This is a genomic window from Duganella rivi (assembly GCF_009857435.1).
Lineage (GTDB): Bacteria > Pseudomonadota > Gammaproteobacteria > Burkholderiales > Burkholderiaceae_D > Rugamonas > Rugamonas rivi.
Window position 1 is genome coordinate 848819 of the sequence record NZ_WWCK01000002.1, and the last position, 26422, is coordinate 875240.

At 63.0% G+C, this 26422-nt stretch carries 28 protein-coding genes; 11 read left to right on the forward strand and 17 right to left on the reverse strand.

Going from position 1 to position 26422, the window contains the following annotated elements; translation table 11 throughout:
- Positions 1-38: 38 nt before the first annotated feature.
- The 5 genes from GTP45_RS08365 (at position 39) to trxC (ending at position 5520) form a co-directional block, all read left to right on the forward strand.
- On the forward strand, positions 39-1670 hold the full coding sequence (locus tag GTP45_RS08365) for an OFA family MFS transporter (protein ID WP_161013377.1): 1632 nt from the start codon (positions 39-41) through the stop codon (positions 1668-1670).
- 64 nt (positions 1671-1734) lie between these two features.
- Positions 1735-2613, forward strand: coding sequence for an ABC transporter ATP-binding protein (locus GTP45_RS08370; protein WP_161013378.1), 879 nt, complete (start codon positions 1735-1737; stop codon positions 2611-2613).
- The gene (locus GTP45_RS08375) at positions 2610-4199 is read left to right on the forward strand and encodes an ABC transporter permease (RefSeq protein WP_161013379.1); all 1590 of its coding nucleotides are present in this window, start codon (positions 2610-2612) and stop codon (positions 4197-4199) included. Before GTP45_RS08370 ends, GTP45_RS08375 begins: the two co-directional genes overlap by 4 nt.
- A gap of 111 nt (positions 4200-4310) precedes the next feature.
- Positions 4311-4952: a phasin family protein gene (locus GTP45_RS08380; RefSeq protein ID WP_161013380.1), complete on the forward strand. Its 642-nt coding sequence runs from the start codon at positions 4311-4313 to the stop codon at positions 4950-4952.
- Between the two features lie 109 nt (positions 4953-5061).
- A complete protein-coding gene (gene trxC, locus GTP45_RS08385) occupies positions 5062-5520 on the forward strand; it encodes a thioredoxin TrxC (protein ID WP_161013483.1) in 459 nt (152 codons plus the stop codon).
- Between the two features lie 24 nt (positions 5521-5544).
- Here trxC and GTP45_RS08390 read toward each other — a convergent pair whose 3' ends face one another.
- From GTP45_RS08390 to dctP, 10 genes are read right to left on the reverse strand one after another with little or no spacing between them, the layout of a single operon-like run.
- Complete coding sequence (locus GTP45_RS08390; RefSeq protein ID WP_161013381.1) at positions 5545-6453, reverse strand: ACP S-malonyltransferase; 909 nt, start codon at positions 6451-6453, stop codon at positions 5545-5547.
- Entirely contained in the window at positions 6450-7451 is a 1002-nt protein-coding gene (gene mdcB, locus GTP45_RS08395) for a triphosphoribosyl-dephospho-CoA synthase MdcB (protein ID WP_161013382.1), read from the reverse strand. The genes GTP45_RS08390 and mdcB overlap by 4 nt, the downstream gene beginning before the upstream one ends.
- Positions 7448-8101 carry a malonate decarboxylase holo-[acyl-carrier-protein] synthase gene (mdcG, locus tag GTP45_RS08400; RefSeq protein WP_229258377.1) on the reverse strand — a complete coding sequence of 218 codons (654 nt, stop codon included), beginning with the start codon at positions 8099-8101 and terminating at the stop codon, positions 7448-7450. The genes mdcB and mdcG overlap by 4 nt, the downstream gene beginning before the upstream one ends.
- Positions 8088-8801: a biotin-independent malonate decarboxylase subunit gamma gene (gene mdcE / locus GTP45_RS08405; protein WP_161013384.1), complete on the reverse strand. Its 714-nt coding sequence runs from the start codon at positions 8799-8801 to the stop codon at positions 8088-8090. The genes mdcG and mdcE overlap by 14 nt, the downstream gene beginning before the upstream one ends.
- Before the next feature lies 1 nt (position 8802).
- Positions 8803-9705 carry a biotin-independent malonate decarboxylase subunit beta gene (locus GTP45_RS08410; protein ID WP_161013385.1) on the reverse strand — a complete coding sequence of 301 codons (903 nt, stop codon included), beginning with the start codon at positions 9703-9705 and terminating at the stop codon, positions 8803-8805.
- Complete coding sequence (mdcC, locus tag GTP45_RS08415) at positions 9702-10016, reverse strand: malonate decarboxylase acyl carrier protein (RefSeq protein ID WP_161013386.1); 315 nt, start codon at positions 10014-10016, stop codon at positions 9702-9704. The genes GTP45_RS08410 and mdcC overlap by 4 nt, the downstream gene beginning before the upstream one ends.
- Positions 10017-10027: 11 nt before the next feature.
- Positions 10028-11680, reverse strand: a complete 1653-nt coding sequence (gene mdcA / locus GTP45_RS08420; protein WP_161013387.1) for a malonate decarboxylase subunit alpha — start codon at positions 11678-11680, stop codon at positions 10028-10030.
- Between the two features lies 1 nt (position 11681).
- Positions 11682-13031 carry a TRAP transporter large permease gene (locus GTP45_RS08425; protein WP_161013388.1) on the reverse strand — a complete coding sequence of 450 codons (1350 nt, stop codon included), beginning with the start codon at positions 13029-13031 and terminating at the stop codon, positions 11682-11684.
- Positions 13028-13585: a TRAP transporter small permease gene (locus tag GTP45_RS08430; RefSeq protein ID WP_161013389.1), complete on the reverse strand. Its 558-nt coding sequence runs from the start codon at positions 13583-13585 to the stop codon at positions 13028-13030. The genes GTP45_RS08425 and GTP45_RS08430 overlap by 4 nt, the downstream gene beginning before the upstream one ends.
- Complete coding sequence (dctP, locus tag GTP45_RS08435; RefSeq protein ID WP_161013390.1) at positions 13582-14604, reverse strand: TRAP transporter substrate-binding protein DctP; 1023 nt, start codon at positions 14602-14604, stop codon at positions 13582-13584. The genes GTP45_RS08430 and dctP overlap by 4 nt, the downstream gene beginning before the upstream one ends.
- A 120-nt stretch (positions 14605-14724) precedes the next feature.
- Between dctP and GTP45_RS08440 the strand changes: the two genes are divergently transcribed.
- A complete protein-coding gene (locus GTP45_RS08440) occupies positions 14725-15387 on the forward strand; it encodes a GntR family transcriptional regulator (protein WP_161013391.1) in 663 nt (220 codons plus the stop codon).
- Positions 15388-15392: 5 nt separating this feature from the next.
- Here GTP45_RS08440 and GTP45_RS08445 read toward each other — a convergent pair whose 3' ends face one another.
- The gene (locus GTP45_RS08445) at positions 15393-15845 is read right to left on the reverse strand and encodes an RrF2 family transcriptional regulator (protein ID WP_161013392.1); all 453 of its coding nucleotides are present in this window, start codon (positions 15843-15845) and stop codon (positions 15393-15395) included.
- A gap of 113 nt (positions 15846-15958) precedes the next feature.
- Between GTP45_RS08445 and GTP45_RS08450 the strand changes: the two genes are divergently transcribed.
- Positions 15959-16204: a hypothetical protein gene (locus tag GTP45_RS08450; RefSeq protein WP_161013393.1), complete on the forward strand. Its 246-nt coding sequence runs from the start codon at positions 15959-15961 to the stop codon at positions 16202-16204.
- A gap of 7 nt (positions 16205-16211) precedes the next feature.
- On the opposite strand, the gene GTP45_RS08455 is transcribed toward GTP45_RS08450, so the two are convergent.
- Positions 16212-17396: a multidrug effflux MFS transporter gene (locus tag GTP45_RS08455; RefSeq protein WP_161013394.1), complete on the reverse strand. Its 1185-nt coding sequence runs from the start codon at positions 17394-17396 to the stop codon at positions 16212-16214.
- A gap of 149 nt (positions 17397-17545) precedes the next feature.
- On the opposite strand from GTP45_RS08455, the gene epsC reads away from it, so the two are divergent.
- The gene (epsC, locus tag GTP45_RS08460) at positions 17546-18469 is read left to right on the forward strand and encodes a serine O-acetyltransferase EpsC (protein WP_161013395.1); all 924 of its coding nucleotides are present in this window, start codon (positions 17546-17548) and stop codon (positions 18467-18469) included.
- A 151-nt stretch (positions 18470-18620) separates the two neighbouring features.
- Here epsC and GTP45_RS08465 read toward each other — a convergent pair whose 3' ends face one another.
- Genes GTP45_RS08465 through GTP45_RS08485 form a run of 5 tightly spaced genes read right to left on the reverse strand, consistent with a single transcriptional unit; the run spans position 18621 to position 23479 of the window.
- The gene (locus tag GTP45_RS08465; protein ID WP_161013396.1) at positions 18621-19973 is read right to left on the reverse strand and encodes an LLM class flavin-dependent oxidoreductase; all 1353 of its coding nucleotides are present in this window, start codon (positions 19971-19973) and stop codon (positions 18621-18623) included.
- Complete coding sequence (locus tag GTP45_RS08470) at positions 19973-20785, reverse strand: MetQ/NlpA family ABC transporter substrate-binding protein (RefSeq protein ID WP_161013397.1); 813 nt, start codon at positions 20783-20785, stop codon at positions 19973-19975. Before GTP45_RS08470 ends, GTP45_RS08465 begins: the two co-directional genes overlap by 1 nt.
- Positions 20786-20800: 15 nt before the next feature.
- Positions 20801-21493 carry a methionine ABC transporter permease gene (locus GTP45_RS08475; RefSeq protein ID WP_174821640.1) on the reverse strand — a complete coding sequence of 231 codons (693 nt, stop codon included), beginning with the start codon at positions 21491-21493 and terminating at the stop codon, positions 20801-20803.
- On the reverse strand, positions 21486-22283 hold the full coding sequence (locus tag GTP45_RS08480) for a methionine ABC transporter ATP-binding protein (RefSeq protein WP_161013398.1): 798 nt from the start codon (positions 22281-22283) through the stop codon (positions 21486-21488). Before GTP45_RS08480 ends, GTP45_RS08475 begins: the two co-directional genes overlap by 8 nt.
- Positions 22283-23479, reverse strand: coding sequence for an acyl-CoA dehydrogenase family protein (locus GTP45_RS08485; RefSeq protein ID WP_161013399.1), 1197 nt, complete (start codon positions 23477-23479; stop codon positions 22283-22285). The genes GTP45_RS08480 and GTP45_RS08485 overlap by 1 nt, the downstream gene beginning before the upstream one ends.
- 195 nt (positions 23480-23674) lie before the next feature.
- Here GTP45_RS08485 and ssuE point away from each other — a divergent pair, with 195 nt between their 5' ends.
- The 3 genes from ssuE to ssuD are packed head-to-tail and all read left to right on the forward strand — an operon-like array spanning position 23675 to position 26422.
- The gene (ssuE, locus tag GTP45_RS08490; protein ID WP_161013400.1) at positions 23675-24262 is read left to right on the forward strand and encodes an NADPH-dependent FMN reductase; all 588 of its coding nucleotides are present in this window, start codon (positions 23675-23677) and stop codon (positions 24260-24262) included.
- Positions 24263-24271: 9 nt separating this feature from the next.
- Complete coding sequence (locus GTP45_RS08495; protein ID WP_161013401.1) at positions 24272-25252, forward strand: sulfonate ABC transporter substrate-binding protein; 981 nt, start codon at positions 24272-24274, stop codon at positions 25250-25252.
- A 24-nt stretch (positions 25253-25276) separates the two neighbouring features.
- On the forward strand, positions 25277-26422 hold the full coding sequence (ssuD, locus tag GTP45_RS08500) for an FMNH2-dependent alkanesulfonate monooxygenase (RefSeq protein ID WP_217363336.1): 1146 nt from the start codon (positions 25277-25279) through the stop codon (positions 26420-26422).

The window sequence follows — 26422 nt, forward strand, 5'->3', positions numbered from 1 at the left end:
ATATTGTTCATAAGAAACACTTATTGGGGAAAAACTGCATGGCTTTGTTGGACTTTCTAGAGAAGGAACGCACCGTCGCCGGTGCCGGATTCAATCGTTGGCTGGTGCCGCCTGCGGCGCTGGCAATTCACCTGTGCATTGGCATGGCCTATGGCTTCTCGGTGTTCTGGCTGCCGCTGTCGAAGGCGCTGGGCATCAAGGAATCGCTGGCGTGCCCGGCCGATATCGGCGTGCTGGAACGCATCCTGTCGTCCAGCTGCGACTGGCAGATTTCCATGCTGGGCTGGATGTACACCATGTTCTTCGTGTTCCTCGGTTTGTCCGCGTGGTTGTTCGGCGGCTGGCTGGAACACGCCGGCCCGCGCAAGGCCGGCGTGGTGTCGGCCGTGTGCTGGTGCGGCGGCCTGGTGATCTCGGCGCTGGGCGTGTACCAGCACCAGATCTGGCTGATGTGGCTGGGTTCCGGCGTGATCGGCGGTATCGGCCTGGGCCTGGGCTACATCTCGCCGGTGTCGACCCTGATTAAATGGTTCCCGGATCGCCGCGGCATGGCAACCGGCATGGCCATCATGGGCTTTGGCGGCGGCGCCATGATCGGCGCGCCGCTGGCCGACAAGCTGATGAAATACTTCGCCACCCCGGATTCGGTGGGCGTGTGGCAAACCTTCCTGGTCATGGCTGCGATTTACTTCGTGTTCATGATGGCCGGCGCGCTGTCCTACCGCGTGCCGCCAACCGGCTGGAAACCAGCAGGCTGGACGCCGCCTGCCACCAACGCCAACGCGATGATCACCACCCGCCACGTGCACGCGAGCAAGGTGTGGGGCATTCCGCAATTCTGGCTGGTGTGGCTGGTGCTGTGCTTGAACGTGACCGCCGGTATCGGCATCCTGGGCATGGCGTCGCCGCTGCTGCAAGAAATCTTCGGCGGCCAGTTGCTGGGCGTGGCCAAGACTTTCAATGAACTCGATACCGCGCAGAAAGCGCAGATCGCGGCGATTGCTGCGGGCTTCACCGGCTTGCTGTCGCTGTTCAACATCGGCGGCCGCTTCGTGTGGGCGTCGTGCTCGGACTATCTGGGCCGCAAGGCGACTTACGGCATCTTCTTCGTGCTGGGCCTGGGCTTGTACGCGTCGATTCCGTCGATGGCGCATGGCGCGCACCTGGCGCTGTTCGTTGGCTTCTTCTGCATCATCCTGTCGATGTACGGCGGCGGCTTTGCTACCGTACCTGCTTACCTGGCTGATTTGTTCGGCACGCAGATGGTGGGCGCGATCCACGGCCGCCTGCTGACCGCGTGGGCGGCTGCCGGCGTGTTCGGCCCGATCCTGGTCAACTACGTGCGCGAGTACCAAATCGCCAACGGCGTGCCGAAAGCGCAAGCCTACGACATCACCATGTACGTGCTGGCCGGCCTGCTGGTGGTTGGCTTGATCTGCAATCTGCTGGTGCGTCCGGTGGCCGACAAGCACTTCATGACCGACGCCGAACTGGCCGCCGAGAAGAAGCTGGCGCACGAGCGTGATGCAGCGGCGGCGACCGGCGCGGCAGTGGCGTCGAACGGCGTGACCAGCCCGGTGGCGGTGGCCTTCGGCTGGCTGGCCGTTGGCATTCCGCTGGCGATCGGCGTTGCCATTACCGTGCAAAAAGCCTCGGTGCTATTTAAATAACACGGTAGAATTAAACTCCAGCTTACGGGACCGCTGACGGCCCCGTTTTCATTTCAGGAGTGCCATGCTCGAACTACGCAATGTTGTGAAGGTTTATGGGAAAAATGTCCGTGCCGTGGACGACGTTAACCTGGAGCTGCCGTCCGGCGTGACGGCGCTGATCGGCCACAACGGCGCCGGCAAGACCACGCTGATGCAGATGATCGCCACCATCGCCAGGCCCACCGGTGGGCAGATCTTGCTGGAGGGCGTAGACATCGTCAAACAGCCCGACGCCATGCGGGCGCGGCTTGGCTTCCTGCCGCAGGATTTCGGCGTGTATCCGAACCTGAGCGCGCTGGAGTTCATGCAGTATTTCGCCGCGCTCAAGGGCGTGCGTGATCCGGCGCGGATTCGCCGCTTGCTGGAACTGGTCAACCTGCACGACCATGCCGATCGCCAGGCGGCCGGGTTCTCCGGCGGCATGAAGCGCCGGCTCGGTATCGCTCAGGCGCTGCTCAATGATCCCGATGTGCTGATCGTCGACGAGCCGACCGCCGGCCTCGATCCAGAGGAGCGGCTGCGCTTCCGCCACCTATTGTCCGAGATTGGCCTGCGCAAGCTGGTGCTGCTATCGACCCACATCGTGTCCGATATTGAAAACATGGCGGGCCGGCTGGCCGTCATGAACCAAGGCCGGCTGGTGGCCTGCGACACGCCGGACAGCTTTGTGCAGCGGGCGCGCAGCCAGGTGTGGTCGGTCACCGTGCCGACCCAGGATTACGAGCGGCTGAGCGCAGGGCTGCAGGTGCTGCAGGCGCAGCGCCATGCAGAGGGCGTCACGCTGCGCATCGCCCATCCAACGGCGCCGCTGGCCGGCGCCTTGCCCGCCGAGCCGACGCTGGAGGAAGCCCTGATGACGCAGCGTTACGCCGTGCGCGAGCGCCAGGATCTGGCGGCATGACGGCGGCCTTTACGCCGCACGGCGGCGCCGCGCTCAAGGTATTGTTGCTGACCGAGGTGCGCCTGCGTATGCGCCGCCCTGGCACGCTGGTGGCGGTGCTGGCGTTGATTGTGCTGACCTGGCTGATGGTCGGCGACCCCGCCAAGGGCCAGGCCATGATTGTCAGCGACAACGTGCGTGTGGCGTACACCAGCATCAGCCTGGCGATGGGCAGCGCGGCACTGACCGGCCTGTTCTTCGGCCTGGCCGGCTTCTACCTGGCGCGCGGCCGCATGGGCGAAGATGTGCGCAGCGGTATCGGCGCGGTGCTGGCCGCCACGCCGTTGGCGTCCGCCGTGTTCCTGCTGGGACGCTGGCTGGGCAACGCGGCCTATTTGTGCGCCCTGTTGCTGATTTTCCTGGCCACCATGCTGGTGCTGCATGTGCTGCGCGGCGACGGTCCGGTGCAGCTGGCGATTTATTTGCAGACCTATGCGCTGGTGCTGTTGCCGCTGGTGTTCTTCACCGCCAGCATGGTGCTGCTGTTCGACGCCTGGCCGCCGCTGATGGGCAAGGGCGGCGACGTGCTGTACTTCCTGGTGTGGGTGGCACAACTCTCGGTGGGCGCTGTGTCCGCCGGCGAACGCAACGGCTGGCAGCCCTTGATGCTGCTGGATTTCTCGGGCCTCGGCGCGATCGTCGGCGCGATCCAGCAGGTGCTGCCATCGCAAGGCCTGGTGATCGGCGGCGGCGACTTCGACCCGGCGCGCGCGCCACGCGTGTTGCCGGACGCCCTGTGGACATTGACCATGGTGTGGAGCCGGCTCGGCAGCGCCTTGCTGGCCTTGCTGCCTTTGCTGCCGGCGCTGCTGCTGTTCCACCGTTTTTCGCCAGACCGGGTGCGGGCGCGGTCGGTGCGCGGCGGCTGGTCGCCGCTGGCGCTGCTGAATCGCTGGCTGCAACCGTGCGCGCGCCTGGTGCGGCCATTGTTCGGCCTGGCCGCGCGGGTGCCGGGTGTCGCTGGCCAGGCGCTGACGCAACTGGCCTTAACGCTGGTCGTCAATCCGGTGGCGCTGCTGGCGGCACTGGTGCTGCTGGTGGCTGGCTGCGTGGCCGGCAGCACGCAGCTGGGGACGGTCGTCTGCGTGGCGATCCTGTTGTGGGGCGTGCTCATCAGCGACATCAGCGTGCGCGATGCGGAGTACGACGTCGAAGCCTTGAACGCCGCCACGCCCGGCGGCCGCCTGCGTGCCTACGCGGCGCAATGGATGGCCAGCGTCGCGCTGGCGCTGCTATTCACCGCGCCGGCATTGCTGCGCTGGCTGGCGCAGGCGCCGCTGCGGGCACTGGCGTTGCTGGCCGGCGTGCTGGCCTTGTCGGCGGCCGCCGCCTTGCTGGGCACCTGGAGCCGTACCGCGCGCTTGTTCCTGGCCTTGTTCCTGTTCGGCATGTACGTGGCGACACAGGCGGCGAGCGTGCCGTGGTGGGATGTAGCCGGCTTCAACGGCGCGGCGACGCCGGCGTCGGTGGTCTGTTATGGCTTGGCGGCCCTGCTGTTATTTGCGTGCGGCATCGTGACGCAGCAACAGCGCCTGACGGGGAAGTAGCGACACGTTTGACGCAGATCAAACGAGGCCGATCGAGCTAACGTAGCCTTGATGTTCGCGCTGCAATCGCAGTGCGAATAACTCCCGGCACTTAACTTTCGAGGCAAATCCATGTATCCATTCTCCCAAACTGTCACCCCTGCAGCAAAAACGCACCTGGAAGCGCAACTGTCGTTCTTCAACGATATGTCCAAATCGCTGTTCCGCACCGTTCAACAGTACAGCGACCTGAATATCCAGCTGGCGCAAACCCTGCTGGAAGAAACCACGCAGGCCGGCCAGCAGGTCATCACCGCCCATCGTCCGACCGAGGCGCTGGCCGCAGCCGCGGCCCATGCCCAGCCAGCCGCTGAAAAGCTGCGCGCTTATCAGCAGCACCTGTCCCGTATTGCTGCCGACACGCACGTTGATCTGTCCAAGGTCGCTGAAGAGCACGTGCAGGAAACCAGCCGCACCGCCAAGGCGCTGGCCGACGAAGTGGCGCGCGTCACGTCGGAAGAAACGGAAAAAAACCTGCGTAAGCACCAGGATGCGGTGGAGCGCTTCACCGATCCGTTCTCGTTCAACAAAGATGGCGCTCAGCAATCGCGTGGTAACGAGGGGCGCGGCAGCCAGACCCTGCAAAGCGGCCAGAGCGGCGCCGACGGCCGTGAAAGCGGCAATATGCAGGGCGGCCAAGCGACGGCGGCGCAAACCGCTGCGCAAGCTGCCAGCCAAAGCGGCAAACAGACTGGCGCCCGTAAAGAGACTTAATCTTCAACATTGAGTTGAATGTGCCGCGCCGCGCGGAGCTGATTCGCGTGGCGCGGTATTTTTTTGTGCCTTGGATTATCATGCTGAGCTTGATGTCTGGAGATTTATGATGAACCAATCCTCTCAAGCGCAGCCGGAGTCGCTGCATATCGTTTGTCCGCATTGCGATGCGGTGAATCGCGTGCCGGCCGCCAAGCTGGCGGCGCAGCCGGTGTGCGGCAAGTGCCAGAAGGCCTTGTTCACTGGTGCGCCGGTAGACTTGACCAGTGCCCGGTTTTTGAAGCATATCGAGCGTAGCGATATTCCGGTGCTGGTTGATTTCTGGGCGCCGTGGTGCGGCCCGTGCCGCACGATGGCGCCGTTTTATGCGCAGGCCGCGCAGCGGCTGGAGCCGCAGTTCCGCGTGGTGAAGGTGGATACCGAGCAGGCGCAGGACTTGGCGGCGCGTTATGCGATACGCAGTATTCCGACGCTGGCTTTGTTCAAGGGCGGGCGCGAGGTGGCGCGGCAGCCGGGCGCGATGGATGCGCAGAATATTGTCGCTTGGACGATGCAGAATAATCGCTGAGCTGAGCTGCTTCGACTGCGCCGGCTAGCTTTCGCTGGCGCGGTCTAGCCATTTCTTGATGCCGTCCAGCGTGCGGAAGTCGGCCACCGAGCGGGTGTTGATGTGCGGGTGGCGGTTTTGCAGCATGCGCGAGAGGGCGCTGCCGGGGCCGAGTTCCAGTGCGACCGTGATACCCGCTTCGGCGAAAGCGTCCATGCAGGCGAGCCAGCGGATTTTTTCCGCGAGTTGGCGCGAGAGTGTGTCGACCGCGCGGGCCTGGTCGTTGACTGGGGCCGCGTCTATGCCGGCCAATACGGGCGCTTGTGGCGGCTGGAACGTGGCTGCTTGCAAGGCTTGTGCGAAAGGCTCAACGGCGTTTTGCATGTAGGGCGTGTGCGACGCTACGGCTACCGGCAGGCGTTTGCTGCGCGCGCCGTGTGTTTCGATGGCTTGCTGTAGCGCGGTTGCTTGTTCTGCCGGGCCGCCGACGATGCAAGTATCTTCTCCTGTTTCGATGCTGAGATGATAGCCGTGCGTGGCGGCCAAAGTGCTGGCGCTGGCGAGCGTTAGGCCGGTAATGGTCAGTAGTGCTTGGCCGGGTGCGGCGCGCTGGCAGTCGTCCATCAACTGCGCGCGTTGGGCTGCCAGTGCGACGGCTTGCTCGGACGTGAGCGCGCCAGCCACGGCGTGCGCAGAGAGTTCGCCGATGCTGTAGCCGGCCACCAGCGCTGGCGGCGGTGCGGTGTCGCGGATGGCTTCCCACATGCTCAGCGTGGCCGCGACGATGAGCGGCTGGGCGATGCGGTTGGCGTAGATGTCGGCTGGCTGCGGTAGGCCCGCGAGCAGGCGGTCTACGAGGGTGTTGGCTGCGGGGTGCGTGCGGGCGAGGTCGAACATGGCAGGATGCTGGTCGCCTTGTCCGGGGCAGAGCAGCAGCAGGCGCGCGCGGCTCATGGGCTATCCAGTGCGGCGATGGATTGTACGAGGCAGCAGGCGGCCAGCAAGTCCGCCGCGCCGCCGGGCGAGAGGCGATGCTGGATGAAGACTTGATGGTCGTGCAGCGCCTCCGCGTACCAGTTAGGGTTTGCAGTGCCGCCTTGCGCGAGAAAACGCTCTGCGTGATCGCGCACGATCTGCGCGCCTTGCGGGCCGGCGCGGTGATAGATGTTGCTGTCGCTGATGTGCGCCATCAGCGCGTACAAAGTATCGATGCGCTCCTCGGTCACGCTAGCGCCCCGTGCGCGCGAGGCGAGAAGGGCGGGCAGGCCAATCTCGAACACCGACGGCAATCCAAGCGCACCTTCCTCGCGCGCGCCGCTCACCGCGTACCGCGCCGCGACGCGTAATCCATTGCTCAGGGCTGCGTCACCGACGGGCGCGCGCAGGCTGGCGCGTACGGTATCGCCGCTTGCGCCCTCGCTGACGGTGGGCGTGGTGATGGGGGCTGCGTGGGCGGCGAGTTCTTCGCCCCAGCGGATTAGCAGGGCGGCGCGCAGGGCGGCTGGCGTCATCGGCGTGCCCTGGGCGCGGGCACGGCCGGCGGTGGCGCACAGCATGCCAAGGCTGAAGATGGCGCCGCGATGGGTGTTGATGCCGCGCGTCGCCTTCAGCATCGCCGTTTCGGCCGCGATGCCAAGCTGCTTCAGTTGCGCGAACGGCGCATCGTTCCATCCTGCCAAACAGATTTTTCTAAAGTAGTGGCGCAGCGCGAACATGCTGCGCATGAAAGTGCCGGCATCCATATCGTCATGGCTGCCGCTGTCCACCGGCGAGACGAGGCCCGGCTTGGGATACAAGCACAACTCCGCGTGCAAGCTGCGCACCGCCAGCTGCGCAATCTCGCGAGCAAACGCCCGCTGCTCCGCGCGGCCAAGAACGCCAGCCACGCGAGCCGAGGTCGTGCCGGCGCCGATTTGCGCGAGGGCGCGGCGCGCGTTGGCGATGTGTGTCATTGCGCCTCCAGCGTTGCCAGCATCGATGCGGTGTCGGCCAGCCGCACCGTGTGCAGTTCTTTCACCATTACCTTGGCCGGAGTCTTGATCGCCATTTCCCATTCTTTCCACGATACCGCCGCACCGCCGGGAAAGACGATTTCGCCGTCCAGCGGCAGCAGCGTGATATGCCGCGACAGCAGCGCTACGCCTTCCTCCAACGTTTGCCGGTTCGCCGGATGGAACAGCACATCGATATCCGACGTTGGCGACACGTACTGCAAGCCGGTCAACGCCTGCATGGCCAGAGAGCCAAACACGCGCAGGTTCAGCGCCGCCGCCTCGTTGCACAGCGACGTTAAACGCTCTTGCCATGGGCCGGAGAAGGGCTGTGCGGACTTCAGCTCCAGCGCATCGCTGGTGCGCGCGACGTGTTCGGATCGCACGCGCAGCGCGAGCCGCAGCTTGGCGCCGTCGCGCTCAGGCGGCAGCGGCAGGCCGAGGCAAATCTCGTCGGCGGCCGCATCCGGTTCCGCGCGGCGCACCACCACTGGCCAGTCGTGGCGCTGCCACTGCGACAACGCTACCTCGTGCTGCCGCGTGGAGGCCAGCACCGCTTGCCAGCCAGCGTCGTTCAACCACGCCAGCGAGTGACGTTCAACGTTGGACATGGCCGCCAGAGAGCACCGCATCAATCACCGGCTGCGCCGAGCGGCGGCCGCCGCGCTGCAAGCCCAGGGCGCTGCGCTGATCGCCCGCCACCGGCTGCGCCAAGGCCGCGCGCAAATGCGCCGCCAGATCGCCATTCCAGATCGACTCCAGGCCGCCCATGCGCAGATAATTCTCCGGCCCCGGCGCAAACACCGGATTACTTTGCGCCAGTTCGGTCAGGCGTTCTTCCGGCACCTTGGTAATGCGCGCCATCGCCGGGAGGCCCATCACGCGGATGGTCGCATCGGGCAGCGCGTGGCAAGCATCGGCCATCAAGCCGCTGGTAATGAAGCCGCCCGACAGGGCCTGGTCGTACACCAAGCCGATAATCTTGTGGCCTTTGCGGCGCGCCAGATCCACGCATTTTCCCAGGTGCGCCATGTAGCTGTTGATGCCCAACATTTCGTCGCGATGGCGCAAGCGCTGGCCCTGCGTATCGATCAGCATCAGTATCGGCATGCCGGGATACTCGCGCACCGTGCGCAAGATCGCCTGCGCTTGCGCCAGCGCGATTTCGACGCCTATCGGCGTGTGATTGGTGGTGCCGATTACCGCCACGGCTTGACCATCGACCTGCGCGCTGCCGCACAAAAACTCATTCTGCTCGACGATGGCATGGCCTTCGGGGAACAGCGTATCAGCCAGTTTTTTCCAGTCCATCTTAAACTCCCTGGCGACGCGTTGCCGCTGCCGCGATAAAACTGTCCACGTCCAGCATCGGGATATTGGCCGCATCCGGCATCTGCATTGCGCTCCAGATGTCGATCGGATCTTGCAGGGCGCCATAATTCTGCAGGCGCGCTTCCAGCATCTGCTGTTCGGCCTCCAGCGCCGCCAGCGTCAAGCCGGTGTCGCCGCCGGCCAGCGCCGCCACCGCTTCCTGCGCCGCCGAGCGGAACGCCGCCACATCGTCGGCGACGATGCGCTGGCAATCGCCCAGCAAATAGCGATGCTTGCCGCCCGACGTGCGCCACACCAGCGCGCGGTCGCGCGAATCGAATTCTTCCACGCCGTTGGCCGTTTCAATCACCTCCGGCCCGGACATCGCCAAGCGTCCTTCTTCCGACATGATGACCACATTGGCGCAGCGCGTGACGATGCCCATGCCGCCGAACGCGCCATTCGCGCCGCCGACCAGCACAATCACGGCCACGCCGGCCTCACGGGCGTCGAGTAAAGCGCGCATTACTTCCGACACCGCGATCAAGCCGGCATTGGCTTCGTGCAGCCGCACGCCGCCCGATTCCACCAGCAGCACCACGGCGGCCACCTTGTCCGCTACAGCCTTGCGCAGCAGGCCAACCAGCTTGGCGCCATGCACCTCGCCGACCGCGCCGCCCATGAACGAACCTTCTTGCGCGCCGACGTACACCGGCACGCCGCCCAGCAGTGCGCGGCCGATCACCACGCCGTCATCAAACGCCACCGGCGCATTCAATTGCGCCAGGTGCGGGCTGGTGACGCGTTCGGACGGCGGAATGAATTCCTCAAAACTGCCGGCATTGAACAAATGCTGCAAACGCTCGCGCGCAGTTAATTCCTGATAGCTGACAGGGCGGCTCATGCGGCGTCTCCCAGCATGGTTTGCACGGCTTGATCCATGCGCAGGCTCACCACGGCAGGCGTGGCACCCATATCGTTGATCGAAATGCGCGTGTCGGCCAGCAGCCAGCGCGCGTGGAAGTCGGTCATCACCGCTTCCCAAATCGGGCCGAAGCCGACAGCGGCGGTGCTGATCTCGATGCTGCAAGCGCCGTTTAAATCGGCTGGTTCGATCAGCACTTCCAAATTGCCCGAGCCGACCACGCCAACCACTTCCGGCGATGCCGTGAGGCGGCGCGTGCCTTGCTCGAATCGGTAATTCAAGGTTTCCATCTTCGTACTCCTTACCAGTTGCGGAAACGCTTGGGCGGGTTATACAAGCCGCCCGATGCGCGCACCAGGTCTTTCATATTGCGGGCCGCCAGCAGGTCGCGGGTAGCGAGGCGCTTGTCGATGCCCAAGTCTTCGGCGCGGGTGATAATGCCGCGATCACGCAGATTCTCCACCACGCGTTTGTCGCGGCCCAAACCGACCGGCGTGTAGCCGGCCACGCCGCGTATTGCTTGCTCGCGTTCCTCGTCGGTGCGGCACAGCAGCAGGTTGGCGATGCCCTCTTCGGTCAGGATGTGGGTGACGTCGTCGCCGTAAATCATCACTGGTGGAATCGCCATCTTGGCTTGTTCCATCAGCTCCCATGCGTCGAGTTTTTCAACGAAGGCAGGCTGCATATGCTCGCGGAAGGTTTCCACCATCTGCACTACCAGCTTCTGGCCGCGCGGGATGGTATTGCGGCCCGCACGCGCTTGCTCGCCGGCCTTGAGCCATGCAGGACTGGCGTGACGCCGTCCGCGCGCGTCCGCGCCCATATTGGAGGCGCCGCCGAAACCGGAGATGCGGCCCGCCGTCGCGGTGGACGAATTGCCCTGCAAATCAATCTGCAAGGTCGAGCCGATAAACATATCGCAAGCATAGTGGCCGGCCGCCTGGCACATGGCGCGGTTGCTGCGCATGCTGCCGTCCGGGCCGATCGCAAATACGTCCGGCCGCGCGTGGATGTATTCTTCCATGCCCAGCTCCGAGCCAAACGAGTGGATGGAGGTGACGAAGCCCGCTTCAATCGCAGGAATCAGCGCCGGGTGCGGATTCAGCGCCCAGTGCTTGCCGATTTTGCCGCGCAGGCCCAAAGACTCGGCATACGTCGGCAGCAGCAGCTCAATCGCGGCGGTGTCAAAGCCGATGCCGTGGTTCAGGCGCTGGACCTCGTACTCGGCGTAGATGCCTTTGATGGCCATCATCGCCATCAGCACCTGAATCTCCGAAATCTGCGCCGGGTCGCGCGTGAACAGCGGCTCGATGTAGTAGGGGCGCGGCGACTGCACCACGAAATCGACCCAGTCGCCCGGCACGTCCACGCGCGGCACGCTGTCGACCACCTTATTCACCTGCACGATGACGATGCCTTGCTTGAAAGCCGTGGCTTCGACGATGGCTGGCGTGTCCTCGGTATTCGGGCCGGTGTACAGATTGCCGTGACGGTCGGCCGCTTCCGCCGCGATCAGGCACACGCGCGGCGGCAGGTCGATGAAGTAGCGGCTAAACAGTTCAAGGTAGGTGTGGATGGCGCCGATATTCAGCTTGCCGGCGGATGCCAGCCGCGCCACCCGCGCCGCTTGCGGGCCGGAGAAAGAAAAATCCAGCCGCGAAGCGACGCCGCGCTCGAAGACATCCAGATGCTCCGGCAACGCCAGCACCGATTGCAGCATGTGCAGGTTGTTGACGCGTTGCGGATCCAGATTGGCCAGCGCATGGCCGAGAAAATCGGCCTGCTTCTGGTTATTCCCTTCGAGGCAGACGCGGTCACCGCACTCGATGACCGCATGCAGCAGATCGGCGATGCGCGCCGCCGGTAGGCTCTTGCCGTCCAGCTGATTGCCCAGCGCCGCGCGGGCGCGCTGCAATCGCGCTTCGCGATTTTGCTGCAAGGTGTTCCAGGACATTTTATTTTGCTCCCATAATCATGTCAGGCAGGCCGGTTGCAATCGACGGGAAGACGCACAGCAGCAGCACGGCGACCACCATCAGCAACAGGAAGGGGAACACGCCCCAGACCACATCCTTGAGCGGAATGTCCGGCGCAATGTTCTTGATGACGAAAATATTCAGTCCCACCGGCGGATGGATCAGGCCCATTTCCATCACCACCGTCATGACGATGCCGAACCAGATCAAGTCAAAGCCGGCTTCGCGCAGTGGCGGCAGGATAATCGGCGCGGTCATCAGGATGATGGAGACCGGCGGCAGGAAGAAGCCGAACACGATCACCATCAGCAGGATCACCGCCAGCAGCACCCACTTCGACAGGTGCAGACTGACTACCCACGCCGCCGCCGATTGGCTGATGTGCAGATAGCTCATCACGTAGGAATACAGCAGCGACATGCCGATGATGAGCAACAGCATGGTCGATTCCTTGATCGACGAGCCGAGAATCGGTGACAAGTCCTTCGGCTTCCACACGCCGTAGATCACGGCCAGCAGCGCCAACGCCAGCAGCGCGCCGAGGCCCGCAGTTTCAGAAGGGGTGGCGAAACCGCCGTACAAGGCCACCATCACGCCGATCAGCAAGACGATAAATGGTAGCACCCGCGGCAGCATTTCGACCTTCTCTTTGAGGGTAAAGTGCTCGTCCTCCAGATAGGCAGATTTCTCGCCTCCCTTCTGGTAGATGTCCAGCGCCATGCGGTATTCCTTGCGGGCGCGGTAGACGGCATAGCCGGCAAACAGGATCACCAGCAGGATGCCGGGGCCGATCCCGGCGAGGAACAAGCGGCCCAGCGACTGCTCCGCAGCCACCGCATACAGGATCATGGTGATCGACGGCGGCAGCAGGATGCCCAGCGTGCCGCCGGCGGCGATGATGCCGGCCGCGAAGCCCGGCGAGTAGCCGCGCTTGCGCATCTCTGGAATGCCGGCCGAACCGATGGCCGAGCAAGTGGCAGGCGAGGAGCCGGCCATGGCCGCGAACAGCGCGCAGGCAAACACGTTGGCGATGCCAAGGCCGCCGGGGACTTTGTGCATCCAGGTGTGGATCGCCGAGTACAAGTCCCGGCCCGCCGGCGATTTGCCGATGGCCGCGCCCTTCAAGATAAACAAGGGAATCGACAGCAGCGTGATCGATGCCATTTCTTCGTAGACGTTTTGCGTGATCGTGTCCAGCGAAGAGGGCGGCATGAAGAAGTACATAAAGCCAGTGGCGACCACGCCGAGCGCGAACGCAATCGGCATCCCGGAGAACATCACCACCAGCGTCACGGCGCCGTACAAGGCGCCCAAGGTCAGTTCACTCATGCTGCATGCTCCGGTTTATTGGTGAGGCGGGCCAGCGTTTGCAGCAGCAGTTGCAGCGTTAGCAGGGTCACACCGGCGGCCATCATGGAGTAGGGTATCCACAGCGGCGGCGCGAAAGTAGAGGAGGTGGTTTGGCCGTCAACCCACGCTTCATGGAACAGCAGCCACGATTTCCACGTGAAGAAAGCGCAGAACAGCATGGATACCAGATCGACCAGGAACAGCCGCACGGCATTCACGCGGCGCGGCAGCAGGCCTGCCACCGCTTCAATGCCGATATGGCCGCGGTGGTACTGGACGTAGGCGGTGCAGAAGAAGGTGACGCCGACCAGCATGAACACCGAGGCCTCGTCCTGCCAGTCGGTGGGCGCGTGAAAGAAGTAGCGCGACACCACCGAGTAAGTCAGCACCAGGGCAGTCAGCACCAGCGCCACCATCGACAGCGTCATGAGCAGGCGATTGAGCTTGTCCATCCACGCCGTTAGCGCGGCGATGACTGGATTGTCCGGCGGCGCCGGCCCGCGCGATGGCGCGATATCTACGCCGTGGCTCACAGCGTTTTCTCCGCCAGTTTAAGCAGGTTGGCGCAGCTGGCGTTCTTCTCGCCGTAGTCCTTCCACGCGGTGGCCTTGGCGATGTCCTGCCATTTTTTCAGCGCGCCGGCATTCATGTCGACGACCTTGGCGCCGGTTTTTTGGTAGACGGCGGCGACTTGCTGGTCGTCTTCCTTGGACGATTTGAGCGCGAAGGCTTCCAGTTCCGCGCCCACGGCCAGCAGCAGTTGCTGCTGGTCTTTTGGCAGGCGGTCGAACACGGAGCGCGACATCATCAGCGGTTCCAGCATGAACCAGTAGGAGCCGGCGCGCGCGGTGGTCAGCGACTTCGATACTTCTTCAAGGCGGAACGAGATCAGCGAAGTGGAGGAGGTGAGCGCCGCTTCCATCGCGCCGGTCTGCATGGCGGCGTAGATTTCATTGGACGGCAGCGTGACCACGGCAGCGCCGGCGGCCTTCAGCATCAAGTCCATTTCGCGCGAGCCGCCGCGGATCTTCATGCCCTTGGCGTCGTCGGGATCGACCACCGGCTTGCCGCGCGAGGCCATGCCGCCGCCTTGCCAGATCCAGCTCAGCATCACGATGCCCTTGTCGTACAGGATGCGCGCCAGCTCCTTGCCGACTTCCGCATTTTTCCAGCCGTAGGCTTGATCGTAGGAGGTGACGAGGCCCGGCATCAGGCCGATGTTTACTTCCGGGACTTCGCCGCCGGCATACGACAGCGGCACCAGCGACAGATCGAGCGCGCCCTTGCGCATGGCGGAGAACTGGGCGTTGGTCTTCATCAGCGAAGAGCCGGGATAGATGGAAAACTTCAGTGCGCCCTTGGAGCGCTTTTCCACTTCGGCGGCGAACATGCGGGTCAGACGGTCACGGAAATCGCCTTCCGTCAGCGTCCCGCCGGGGAATTGGTGGGAGATCTTGAGCGCGGTTTGCGCCCAAGCTGGTTGCAACAACAACGGGCTGGCGGCCAGTGCGCCAATGGCAGCCAATGCGGACCTGCGGGTGATTGCGGTCATACGTCCTCCAAGGGTTGATGTAAGGAAATATTATCTACTTCGCATTTGATATGCAATAATTTGTTTTGTGTATACAAGAATAGCGGTTGCGAATACATTGTCAAGCGATATAATGCAGGCATGACCACCCATTCCGCCTCCCTCCGCGAGCAAATCGAAGAGATGATTGCCGTCGGCCAGCTCAAGCCGGGCCAGCATCTGGACGAGACCGAGCTCGCCACGCGCTTCGGCGTGTCGCGCACGCCGATACGGGAGACCTTGATCCAGTTGTCGTCGATGGGCCTGGTGGTGATCCGGCCGCGGCGCGGCGCCATCGTGGCGGAGCTGGGGCCGCAGCAGCTGGTGGAGATGTTTGAGGTGATGTCGGAACTGGAGTCGACCTGCGGCCGCCTGGCTGCGCGCCGCATGACGCCGGAGGAGCAGCAAGCCTTGCTGGCCGCGCACCAGGCCTGCAAGGAAGCGCTGGACGCGCAGGAGCCGGACGCCTACTACTACAAGAACGAAGTGTTCCACGAGGCGATATACACCGGCAGCCACAATCAATTTCTGATCGAGCAAACGCGCGCGCTGTACCGTCGCTTGCGTCCTTATCGCCGCCTGCAACTGCGGGTGCGCAACCGCCTGGCCACTTCCTACCACGAGCATGACGGCGTGGTGCAAGCCATCCTGGACGGCGACGGCGAGCGCGCCGCGCAACTGCTGCGCGAGCACGTCATGATCCAAGGCCAGCGCTTCTCGGACTTGGTGGCGTCGCTGCCGCAGCTGCGGCAGGACGCGGCGTAATCCCTTTAGTGCTTGGCCGCGTTGCGCATGATGCGTACCGGCTTGGACTCCGGGCCGGTGGCGGGCAGCATGTCTTCCAAGGTTTGCTGATCGAGCACCGCGAGGAAAGCGCGGGTGGCGTCGTTGAGCGTGTGTTTCAGCTTGCAGTTGGACGTTAGCGGGCAGGTGTCGCTGCTGCGGTCGAAGCATTCGGCCATAAAGAAATCGGTCTCGGTGGCGCGCACCAGTTCTCCGATGTTGATGTCCTTCGGTTCCTTGGCCAGCCGCAGGCCGCCGTTACGGCCGCGCACCGTCTCCACGAGGCCGGACAGGCCCAGTTGGTAGACTACCTTCATCAGGTGGTTTTTTGATATCACATGCAAATCGGCGATGTCCTGGATGGTAACCAGTCGATCCCGATTGGCTGCCAGGTAGAGCAGCGTGCGCAGCGAGTAATCGGTAAATGAAGTGAGGCGCATTCGGTGGATCAGGCTTATGGCAGATTAATGCGCCATTTTACATGCTTGTTCGTGATCTTGCGCACCGACGCCGGCGGCGGTCCGCCGTAGCCTCAGCTTAATAGGGAGGCCGTATGGACAAGGAAGAGGAACGTCGCCGCTTCATCGGCGAGTTGTGGCAGCGCTTCGAGCAGCTGCAAGCGTGGGCGGTAGAGAATTGGCCGGACAAGGAACAGCCGCTATCGAGCGCGGATTTTGTCGAGGCGCGCAAGGAGATACTGGGCTTGCGCAATCCCACCCCGGCGGCCGCGCCGCGCGCGCCGGAGCCGGAGCAGGGCGGGCCGCAGTATATCGATATGAATCCCGCGCCGTGGCCCTGATCAGCCGTTAGTCGTGCACTACCGGCTTGCCGGCTTGCGCCAGCAGCCACGCCAGCAGGCTGATAACCAGGCTGGCAAGCACGCCCCACGCCAGCTTCAAGGCGCTATCAAACAGCAGCGGCGCGACCAGGCCCGAGACCAGTGCAAACAACAGCATCTGGATGAAGGACTGCATCGAGGCGGCAAGGCCGCTATTGTTGGGGAAGTACTCCAGCGCGATCAGCGACAGCGGCGTCATGGCCAGCGCGAGGCCGAACGAGTAAATAAACAGCGGCATCACGGCCCACGGCACGGCGGCCACGAAGGCGGCGTTGTAGGCGACGTTGATCATGCCGGCGCTGATCATCACCGCAAAGCCCAGCCACACTTGCGTCTTGCGCGAGAACTTGTGGGCGAATTTGCCGGACAGCGCGGAGCCGATCACCATACCGCTAATCAGCGGCACAAACATCCACGCGAACGCGGTCTCCGGCAGGTGCAGGATATTCATCACGAAGTAAGCGGCGGAGCCGATGTACAGCGCCACGCCCGCAAAGCACATGCCAACGGCGACGGCCAGCAGCAGGAAGTGGTGGTGGCATAGCACCTTCCAATAATTCTTGGCGATGGCGCCGAGGTGGAACGGGTGGCGATTCTTCACCGGCAGGCTTTCAGGCAGTGCGCGGTACACGGCCAGCAGCATCAAAATACCGAAGGCGCTGAGGAACCAGAACACCGAACGCCAGCCGAAGCTCACTTGCAGCCAGCCGCCCAGCACCGGCGCAATCGCGGGCGCAAGGCCGAACACCATCATGATGTGCGACAGGATCTTCTGCGCGGCAGCGCCGGTGAAGCGATCCTGCACGATGGCGCGGCCCACCACCGAACCTGCGCCCGCGGCCAGGCCTTGCACGATGCGGCAGGCCAGCAGCACACCGATCGACGGCGCCATCGCGGCCACCACGGAGGCGGCGATGTACAGCACCAGCGACACGATGATCACCGGGCGGCGGCCGAAGGAATCGGACAGCGTCCCGTAGAACAGCATCATGAACGCAAAGCAGAACAGGAACATCGACAGCGTCTGCTGGATCAGCAGCGGGCTGGCGTCGAAATGCTGGGCAATGGCCGGGAAAGAGGGCAGGTAGGTATCGATGGCCAGAGGGCCGACCATGGACAGGCCGGCCAACAGCAGCGTCAGCAAAATATTCATGAATAGCGTATTGTTCGTTGAGCCCGGCATTTTACGCGATATGCGCCATCCATATATGAAACGGCGAAATCCTTCGTTCGCTTGCGGCGAGTGGGTGGTTATGCTGTACCTTGGGCGACTGCGCCCGGGTTATTCGAATTCGAGACATTATGACTATTGATACTTTTGACGGCACTTCCGTCAAGCCTTCGCACTGGAACCTTGGCAGCGTGATCGAGCAGCTGCGCGTATCGCGCGAAGCCACGCACAACATCCGTCACCACGGGCGCGTGCGCGAGCTGCCGTCGCGCGATGCGCTAACGACCATCGTCAACGGCCTGCAAGCGGTGTTGTTCCCGACGCATTATGGCCGCCCCAACCTGACCGACGAGAGCATCGACTTCTTCGTCGGCGATACCTTGAACACCACCTTGAACCGCCTGGCGGAGCAAGTGCGGCGCGGTTTGCAGTTTTCGTCGGAAGAGGCGATTCCCGATGAAGAGGCGCTGACCAGGCAAGCGCACGACATCACGCGCCAGTTTGCAGCCAGTCTGCCGGAGGTGCGGGCCTTGCTGGTGTCCGACGTGCAGGCGGCGTTTTCGGGCGATCCGGCGGCGACCTCGGTGGCGGAGATCATGCTGTGCTATCCGGGCACCATCGCGATCTTGTATTATCGCTTGGCGCATAGCCTGCATCGATTGGGTTCGCCATTCCTGGCGCGGCTGATTTCGGATATTGCGCACTCGCTGACCGGGATCGACATCCACCCGGCGGCGCAGATCGGCGGCAGCTTCTTCATCGACCATGGCACCGGCGTGGTGATTGGCGAGACGGCCATCATCGGCCAGCGCGTGCGCTTGTACCAGCACGTGACGCTGGGCGCGAAGCGCTTCCCGGCCGACGAGCAAGGCGCGCTGATTAAAGGCGTGCCGCGCCATCCTATCGTCGAAGACGACGTCGTCATCTACGCCGGTGCGACGATCTTGGGCCGCATCACCATCGGCGCCGGCTCCACCATCGGCGGCAACGTGTGGCTGACCCAAAGCGTGCCGCCAGCCAGCAACGTCTCCCAGGCCCAGATGCGCAACGACTGAAGATTGAGCGCCACAGCCAACCCAAAAGGTTGGGGTCTGACCCCGTACGGGGTCAGACCCCTGTTCGCCGCAATGCGGGTTTTGCGATTCCCGCACACTCAGCAGAAAAACAGAAACTGAACCCGCTTGGTTTGGCTTTGCGGGCTAAAACCTAAGAAATCTCAACCTTCCTGCCATGATGCGTGGGCGGGAGGCGCGAACCCCGGTTGAAGACTTGTTCACGCAGCGTGCCGGCGGTGTAGCCGGTGCGGTAGCGGCCCCGCTGTTGGAGTTCTGGCACGATGAGATCAACCACGTCGCGCATGCTTTCGTGGGCTAGCGCGAAGGCGAGGTTGAAGCCGTCGATGCCGGTTTCGTCTTGCCAGGTTTCGAGTTGGTCGGCCACTTGTTTGGGATCTCCTACCAGCACCGGGCCGCGTCCACCCAGGCCGATGAATTCGGCCGCTTCGCGGACAGTCCATTTGCGGTTAGGGTCTGCTGCGCTGAACGAGGCCAGCGCGGAACGGCCGGCGTCGGAATCGATGTATTCGATGGTGGCATCGAGCGCGAACTTGCTGAAGTCCACGCCAGTCCAACCAGACAACAAGGCCAGCGCCGCTTCGATGTTGATGTGGCGCTTGTATTCTTCGTGCTTGGCTCGGGCTTCGGCTTCGGTCGGCGCGGTGATGATCAGTGCCTGGGCGTAGATTTTGAGGTCGTCGCTATTGCGACCGGTGGCGCGCAGGTCGTCCACGTATTTCTTCACCACCCGAATACTCGGCCCGCTCACGAAGGTACACTCGGCATGCCGCGCCGCGAACGCCGTGCCGCGCGGCGAGGTGCCGGCTTGGTACAGCAAGGGCGTGCGCTGCGGCGACGGCTCGCTCAGGTGGAAGCCCGGCACCTTGTAGTACTTGCCCTCATGCCGAATCGGATGGATGCGCGACGGCTCGGCATAGACGCCGCGCTGCTTGTCGTTGACCACCGCATCATCATCCCAGCTTTTCTCCCACAGCTTGTAGACCACGTCCATGTACTCGTCCGCGAGGTCGTAGCGTTCGTCGTGGCTTAGCTGTTGATTCAGTCCGAGATTCCGAGCCGCGCTATCCAGATAGCCGGTGACGATGTTCCAGCCGATTCGTCCGCGAGTCAGATGGTCTAGCGTCGAGATGCGGCGCGCGAAGGTGTAGGGATGCTCATACGTCAACGCGCACGTCACGCCGAAGCCAAGGTGCTTGGTGGCTTGCGCCATCAACGGCACCAGCGCCAGCGGATCATTCAAAGGCGCTTGTACCGCGTGCCGCAGGGCCGCATCAGCGCTGCCCTGGTAGACATCGTAAGCCCCCAGCACGTCGGCAAGGAAGATGGCGTCGAAACGGCCGCGCTCCAGCAACTGCGCCAACTCAGTCCAATGATCAGGATCGGTGTAGCGATAGCTGGTGTCGCGCGGGTGAGTCCACAGCCCGGGCGACTGGTGGCTCACGGTGTTCATCTGAAAAGCGTTGAAGCGTATGAGTTTGCGCATTACTTTTCCAGCGCGAGCTGATAGTCGGTCTTGGCGTAGTCGGCGAAGTACTTATTCGTGACGGCGAGGAATTCGCGCGAACGGTAGGCGGCGGCGATGTCCTTGGCGAATTGCTTGTCCTTGTCGGCGGTGCGCACGGCCACGAGGTTGGCGTAGGCTGGCGAGATTTTCTCGGTAATCAGCGCATCTTTCAGTTTCAGGCCCGAAGCCAGCGCGTAGTTACCGTTGACGAAGGCGTAGTCGGCATCCTGCAAGGAACGTGGCAACTGTGCGGCTTCCAGCGGCAGCAGTTTGATTTTCTTGATGTTGGTGGCGACGTCTTTTTCGGATGCCTTGAGGGGATCGGTTTTCTCGCGCAGCTTGATCCAGCCCAGTTGATCCAGCAGCACCAGCGCGCGCGCCTGGTTGGTCGGATCGTTCGGCAGGGCGACAGTGGTGCCTTCTTTAACGTCGTTCAGGGTCTTGTGCTTTTTGCTGTAGATGGCAATCGGCGCGGTTGGGATTTTGATCAGTTCCGACAAGGCCAGTTTGTGATCGGTCGAGAATTTGGTCAGGTAGATGATGTGCTGGAAGATGTTGGCGTCCAGCGAACCTTCGGCCAGCGCGTAGTTAGGCTGGATGTAGTCGTTGAATTCCACCAGCTTGACCTTGTAGCCTTGCTTTTCGAGGATAGGCTTGATGCCCAGCTTTACTTGATCGGCGTATGGGCCGGAGCTGGTGCCGATCACCAGTTCCTTTGGATCTTTGGCGTTGACGGAGAAGCTGATGGCGGCGGCAACGGCGGTCAGCAGCAGGTTACGGCGAGTGTTCATTGGGTGGTTCCTTGGTTAGTGTTTGTCGATGCGTTTGGCGATGCGGTTGCCGGTGAATTGGATCACTTGCACCATCAGGATCAGGATGGCGACGGTGGCGACCATGATGTCGGTTTCGAAGCGGTAGTAGCCGTAGCGGATGGCGAGGTCGCCGATGCCGCCGCCACCCACCACGCCGGCTACGGCGGAATAGGAGAGGAAGCTAATCGACAGCACGGTCAGCGCCAGCACGAGGCCGGAGCGGGCTTCCACCAGCAGCACGCGCAGGATGATTTGCAGTTCCGAGGCTCCCATGGCGTGGGCGGCTTCGATCACGCCGCGCGGGACTTCGCGCAGGTTTTGTTCGACCAGCCGCGCGAAGTAGGGGATGGCGGCGAACGATAGCGGCACGGCGGCGGCCAGCGGGCCGATTGAAGTACCGGCGATCACGCGCGTGAACGGCACCAGCGCCACCAGCAGGATGATGAACGGGAAGGAGCGCACGGTGTTCACGATCCAGCCGAGTATCAGCGCGGCAGGGCGGTTTTGCAGCGACTGGCCGTCTGCGACCAGGAACAGGACGATGCCCAACGGGCCGCCGATCAGGATCGCGGACGAGAGGCCGATGCCAAGCATGACCAGTGTTTGGCCGAGCGCTTCCCACATTTCGGGCAGCATGGCGTAGATGGCGCTGGCCGACGCGGCCAAGGAGGAGATGAGTTCAGACATTGGCGGTCTCCGGGAGCGGTGCGAGGGCGGCGAGCGCGTTGGTGGCGACAGAGGCGGCGAGTTCGCGGCCGAGGGCTGTGAAGCGTGGTGCGGACAGGCTAGCGGCGTCGTCGAGTGCGAATTGTTCGGCGATGGCGCCGTTTTCGATGACGGCTACGCGGTTGCAAATCTCGCCGATCACGTCCAGCTCATGGCTGACGATCACAATGGTCACGTCCAGGCGTTGATTGATGTCCTTCAGCGTCGCCAGTAGCGCGCGCGTGGTTTCGGCGTCGAGCGCCGATGTCGGCTCATCGCATAGCAGCACCGCCGGCTTGCTGGCCAGCGCGCGGGCGATGGCCACACGCTGTTTCTGCCCGCCCGACAGCTGCGCCGGATAGCTGGCGCTCTTGTCGCTCAAGCCCACCAGTTCAAGGCAATCCGCCACGCGAGCGGCGATCTGCTGCTTGGTCTGGCCTCCGTGAATATGCAGCGGGAAGGCGACGTTATCAAACACGGTCGCATTTTGCAGCAGATTAAACTGCTGGAAGATCATGCCGATGTTGGCGCGCGCATCGCGCAGGTCGCGCTTGGACAGCGAAGTCAATTCGCGGCCATCGACCGTAATCGCGCCTTTATCCGGGCGCTCCAACAGGTTAATCAATCGCAGCAGCGTGGACTTGCCCGCGCCGCTTTTGCCGATCAGGCCAAAAATATCGCCTTGGGCCACGTCCAGCGATACATCGCGCACCGCGTGAAAGTCGCCAAAGGATTTGCTCGCATGCTCGATGCGAATCAGGGAAGTAGTCATTATGAGTATGCAGTTGGTTCGGGCAGCGTACCGTCGAGCGCATAGCGTCCGAGGTCGCGAATCTTGTAATCGACCGGATCGTGCAAGGTATGCACGCGCACATTGCGCCAGAAACGGTCGTAGCCAAATTTGGTGGAAGTGGAACGCGCACCCGTCAGCTCGAAAATCTCGCTGCTGACATCCACGCCGGCGGTATGCGCCAGCACCTTGGCCTCTGCCACCGACACCGCCAACTCGCCGCGCTGCTGCGCCGTGACAGCCGCACCGAGACGGAACAAGCGCTCCAGTTCATGCGCTGCCTGATCGGCCAGCACCGCAGCAGGCCGCAGCTTCAGCCACAATTGGCCGAAGCGATGCTGCGCCAGCGGATCGGCGCCCGCCTTATCAACGCCGGACGCAAACCACGGGCGCGCTTCTTTGCCGATGTACTCGCGCGCCGCTTCAAACGCGCCTTCGCCGATGCCGAGGTAAAGATTCGCCATCACCAGCTGCGCCACCTGCGAGCGCAAGGTGGCCTGCGCGGTCGGCTTCACGCCTGGCGCTTGCAGTACCTGCGTTGAAGGCAGCGACACCTGGTGGAAATGCACATTGCCGCTATCGGTCTGCTTCTGGCCGAAAGCATCCCAGTCGGCTTGCACGGCGACGCCATGCTGGCGCGTCGGCACCACGCCAATGAGCGCGGACTGCGTCTCCTCATGCCATGCCGAGATAGTGAGCCAATCCGAGCCCACGGAGCCGGATGAAAAACTCTTCACGCCATTTAGCTCAAAACCGTAGTCGGCCTCCGTGGCGCTGGTACGTTTATCCAAAGGATTAAGGGCATTGCCCCAAAACAGATTCTGCTCCACAGTCTGCGTCAGGAAGCGGCGCTGCTGCTGCGGCGTGCCATACAGCTGTATGCCCGCCAATTGCAAATGGTGGAAGCCAAACACGTGAGCCAGCGCGCTGTCGGCTCGGGCCAGTATGCGGATTACTTGATAGACCGTGGGCCAATCCGCGCCTTGACCGCCGTACGCGGTAGGGATGGATAAAGTAAGCAGGCCGGATTCGCGTATCCATTCGCGCTCCTGCGCTGCGTGGCCGCCGGCCTGGTCGCGTGCATTGGCGCTGGCGGCGAGTCGCTGCGCCAGTTCGGTGGCGACGTGCAGCGGATCGTGCGCACGGTCATGCGACGTTTTTAATAGTGCTTGAGACATGGTATGTCCACTAAGTAGAAGGATCGGTCTTGCTAGTATGAAGACGCCACTAAACGCAGCAAACGAAGAATTCCGGCTTTTGATATGCAAAAAAATCATGCTATGGTTTTTGCATATCAAAACGTAAAACAATTCGTTTTGATTTCTATCGTGCGGATTTAAGCTCACTGCCACCATTCAAGACAGGGGACAGACATGAGCATTCTTCTACTCAGCGGCAGCCCGGCGGCGCCATCCAGCACCGGCCGTTTGCTCGATCACGTGGGTGACAAGCTGGCCGCGCTCGGCCACCGTCACAGCAAATTGCAGGTACGTGATTTGCCGGCGAAGGCTCTGCTGCATGCTGATTTTGCTGATCTGACCCTGAAGCGTGCTGTCGATGCCGTGGCCGAAGCGGAAGCCATCGTCATCGCCACGCCTATTTACAAGGCGTCCTACACCGGCGTGCTGAAAGCCTTCCTCGACCTGCTGCCGCAAGACGGCTTGAAAGACAAGCTGGTGCTGCCCTTGGCCACCGGCGGCAGCCAGTCGCACATGCTGGCGCTGGACTATGCGCTGCGCCCGGTGCTGCATGCGCTCGACGCGCGCCAGGTCTTCACCAGTATTTACGCCACCTCGCAGCAATTGACGTGGAATGATGTCAGCGGCTTGACCATAGACCAAGCCATCGCATGGCGCGTGCAGGCCGGCGTGGATGCGCTGTCGGCGGCGCTGAATGCGCAGCGCGGGCAGGCGGATGATGTATTTGTGGCGCAGGCGCAGCCTGTACGCCTTGCACGTTAAGGAGCAAAAATGAGTATCGATCAAAAACGCGCAGCACGCCGTCACACGCTTGGCTTGCTCTTCGCAGCGGGCGTGATGGCTGCCGGCGGCGCGCAAGCGCAGGCTCCGGCCAAACAGGAAGTCCGTATCGGCTATCAAAAGTACGGCACGCTGACTATCCTCAAAGGCCGCGGCACGCTGGAGCAGCGTCTCGCACAGCGCAACGTCACCGTGAAGTGGACTGAATTCCCGGCCGGCCCGCAACTGCTGGAAGGTCTGAACGTGGGCAGCGTGGACTTTGGCACCGTCGGCGAAGCGCCGCCGATCTTCGCGCAGGCGGCCGGCGCCAACCTGGTCTATGTCGGCAACGAGCCGCCATCGCCGGCCAGTGAAGCCATCGTCGTACCGAAGGACTCCAGGCTGCGCAGCCTCGCTGACCTCAAGGGCAAGAAGGTGGTGCTGAACAAAGGCTCCAACGTGCACTACCTGCTGGTCAAGGCGCTGGAGAAGGCGGGTCTCGGCTACAAGGATATCGATGTAGTCTACCTGCCGCCAGCCGATGCGCGCGCGGCGTTTGAGCGCGGCAGCGTGGACGCGTGGGCGATCTGGGATCCATTCCTCGCCGCCGCCGAGAAGCAACTGGGCGCGCGCGTGCTGGCCGATGGCAAAGGGCTGGTCGCCAATCATCAGTTCTATCTGGCCGCGCGTCCGTACGCTGAAAAGAACAGCGACATCGTCCGCATCGTGCTGGAAGAAATCGCCAAGGTGGACGAGTGGGGCGCGAAGAACCCGAAAGAGGTGGCGCAGATCCTGGCCTCGCAAACCGGTCTCGATGTGGACGTGGTGGCGCTGGCCGCCGGCCGCTACTCGTACGGCGTTAAGCCAATCACCAACGAGGTACTGGAACAGCAGCAGAAATTGGCCGATACCTTCGCCAACCTGAAGCTGATCCCGAAACAAATCGCCGTCAAAGATGCACAGCTGCCGGCCAAACAACTGGCTTCGCAATAAGCGCAACAAGGAATCAAGATGTCTCTGAATGTATTCTGGTTTATCCCTACGCACGGCGACAGCCGCTATCTCGGCACGTCGAAAGGTTCGCGTCCGATTGACGCCAACTATCTGAAACAAGTGGCGGTGGCCGCCGACACGCTGGGCTACGACGGCGTGCTGCTGCCGACCGGCCGCTCGTGCGAGGACGCGTGGGTGGTGGCGTCCTCGCTGATCCACGTCACGCAGAAATTGAAGTTTTTGGTGGCGATCCGTCCGGGCCTGACCACGCCGGGCCTGGCGGTACGCATGGCGTCGACCTTCGACCGCCTGTCGAATGGCCGCTTGCTGATCAACGTCGTCACCGGCGGCGATCAAGGCGAACTGGAAGCGGACGGCCTGTTTGCCGATCACGCCAAGCGCTACGAAATCTCGGATGAATTCATCCGCGTGTGGCGCGCTTCGCTGGCGGGCGAGGGCGGTGACAAGGGTTACGATTTCGAAGGCAAGCATATTCAGGTCAAGGGTGCCAAGACGCTGTACCCGCCGGTGCAAAAGCCGTATCCGCCGCTGTACTTCGGCGGTTCTTCGGAGCCGGCGCACGAATTGGCGGCCGAGCAGATGGACGTGTATTTGACGTGGGGCGAACCTCCGGCTGCTGTTGCGCAAAAACTGGACGACATCCGCGCGCGCGCCGCCAAACATGGCCGCACGGTGAAATTCGGCATCCGCCTGCACGTCATCGTGCGCGAGACGAACGAAGAGGCGTGGCGTGCCGCTGATGAATTGATTAGCCACTTAGACGATGAGACCATCGCCAAAGCGCAAGCAGCATTTTCGAAAATGGATTCCGTTGGACAGCAACGCATGGCGGCCCTGCACGGCGGCCGTCGCGACAAGCTGGAAGTATCGCCCAACCTCTGGGCCGGCGTGGGACTGGTGCGTGGTGGCGCCGGAACCGCGCTGGTGGGCGACCCCGAAACCGTGGCCGCGCGTATCAAGGAGTACGCAGACCTCGGCATCGAAACCTTCATCTTCTCGGGTTATCCGCACCTTGAAGAGTCGTATCGCTTTGCGGAGCTGGTGTTCCCGCTGCTGGGCAAGGGCAAAGACCACGGCGAGCAATCGCTGAGTGGCCCGTTCGGCGAGATCATGGCCAGCGACATCGTACCGAAGAAGAAGGCGGCTTAA

What these genes read in the sequence shown, in the direction of transcription:
- GTP45_RS08365 (WP_161013377.1), top strand. Translation starts at nt 39, where the DNA reads ATGGCTTTGTTGGACTTTCTAGAGAAGGAACGCACCGTCGCCGGTGCC.
- GTP45_RS08370 (WP_161013378.1), top strand. Translation starts at nt 1,735, where the DNA reads ATGCTCGAACTACGCAATGTTGTGAAGGTTTATGGGAAAAATGTCCGT.
- GTP45_RS08375 (WP_161013379.1), top strand. Translation starts at nt 2,610, where the DNA reads ATGACGGCGGCCTTTACGCCGCACGGCGGCGCCGCGCTCAAGGTATTG.
- GTP45_RS08380 (WP_161013380.1), top strand. Translation starts at nt 4,311, where the DNA reads ATGTATCCATTCTCCCAAACTGTCACCCCTGCAGCAAAAACGCACCTG.
- trxC (WP_161013483.1), top strand. Translation starts at nt 5,062, where the DNA reads ATGAACCAATCCTCTCAAGCGCAGCCGGAGTCGCTGCATATCGTTTGT.
- GTP45_RS08390 (WP_161013381.1), bottom strand. Translation starts at nt 6,453, where the DNA reads ATGAGCCGCGCGCGCCTGCTGCTGCTCTGCCCCGGACAAGGCGACCAG.
- mdcB (WP_161013382.1), bottom strand. Translation starts at nt 7,451, where the DNA reads ATGACACACATCGCCAACGCGCGCCGCGCCCTCGCGCAAATCGGCGCC.
- mdcG (WP_229258377.1), bottom strand. Translation starts at nt 8,101, where the DNA reads ATGTCCAACGTTGAACGTCACTCGCTGGCGTGGTTGAACGACGCTGGC.
- mdcE (WP_161013384.1), bottom strand. Translation starts at nt 8,801, where the DNA reads ATGGACTGGAAAAAACTGGCTGATACGCTGTTCCCCGAAGGCCATGCC.
- GTP45_RS08410 (WP_161013385.1), bottom strand. Translation starts at nt 9,705, where the DNA reads ATGAGCCGCCCTGTCAGCTATCAGGAATTAACTGCGCGCGAGCGTTTG.
- mdcC (WP_161013386.1), bottom strand. Translation starts at nt 10,016, where the DNA reads ATGGAAACCTTGAATTACCGATTCGAGCAAGGCACGCGCCGCCTCACG.
- mdcA (WP_161013387.1), bottom strand. Translation starts at nt 11,680, where the DNA reads ATGTCCTGGAACACCTTGCAGCAAAATCGCGAAGCGCGATTGCAGCGC.
- GTP45_RS08425 (WP_161013388.1), bottom strand. Translation starts at nt 13,031, where the DNA reads ATGAGTGAACTGACCTTGGGCGCCTTGTACGGCGCCGTGACGCTGGTG.
- dctP (WP_161013390.1), bottom strand. Translation starts at nt 14,604, where the DNA reads ATGACCGCAATCACCCGCAGGTCCGCATTGGCTGCCATTGGCGCACTG.
- GTP45_RS08440 (WP_161013391.1), top strand. Translation starts at nt 14,725, where the DNA reads ATGACCACCCATTCCGCCTCCCTCCGCGAGCAAATCGAAGAGATGATT.
- GTP45_RS08445 (WP_161013392.1), bottom strand. Translation starts at nt 15,845, where the DNA reads ATGCGCCTCACTTCATTTACCGATTACTCGCTGCGCACGCTGCTCTAC.
- GTP45_RS08450 (WP_161013393.1), top strand. Translation starts at nt 15,959, where the DNA reads ATGGACAAGGAAGAGGAACGTCGCCGCTTCATCGGCGAGTTGTGGCAG.
- GTP45_RS08455 (WP_161013394.1), bottom strand. Translation starts at nt 17,396, where the DNA reads ATGAATATTTTGCTGACGCTGCTGTTGGCCGGCCTGTCCATGGTCGGC.
- epsC (WP_161013395.1), top strand. Translation starts at nt 17,546, where the DNA reads ATGACTATTGATACTTTTGACGGCACTTCCGTCAAGCCTTCGCACTGG.
- GTP45_RS08465 (WP_161013396.1), bottom strand. Translation starts at nt 19,973, where the DNA reads ATGCGCAAACTCATACGCTTCAACGCTTTTCAGATGAACACCGTGAGC.
- GTP45_RS08470 (WP_161013397.1), bottom strand. Translation starts at nt 20,785, where the DNA reads ATGAACACTCGCCGTAACCTGCTGCTGACCGCCGTTGCCGCCGCCATC.
- GTP45_RS08475 (WP_174821640.1), bottom strand. Translation starts at nt 21,493, where the DNA reads ATGTCTGAACTCATCTCCTCCTTGGCCGCGTCGGCCAGCGCCATCTAC.
- GTP45_RS08480 (WP_161013398.1), bottom strand. Translation starts at nt 22,283, where the DNA reads ATGACTACTTCCCTGATTCGCATCGAGCATGCGAGCAAATCCTTTGGC.
- GTP45_RS08485 (WP_161013399.1), bottom strand. Translation starts at nt 23,479, where the DNA reads ATGTCTCAAGCACTATTAAAAACGTCGCATGACCGTGCGCACGATCCG.
- ssuE (WP_161013400.1), top strand. Translation starts at nt 23,675, where the DNA reads ATGAGCATTCTTCTACTCAGCGGCAGCCCGGCGGCGCCATCCAGCACC.
- GTP45_RS08495 (WP_161013401.1), top strand. Translation starts at nt 24,272, where the DNA reads ATGAGTATCGATCAAAAACGCGCAGCACGCCGTCACACGCTTGGCTTG.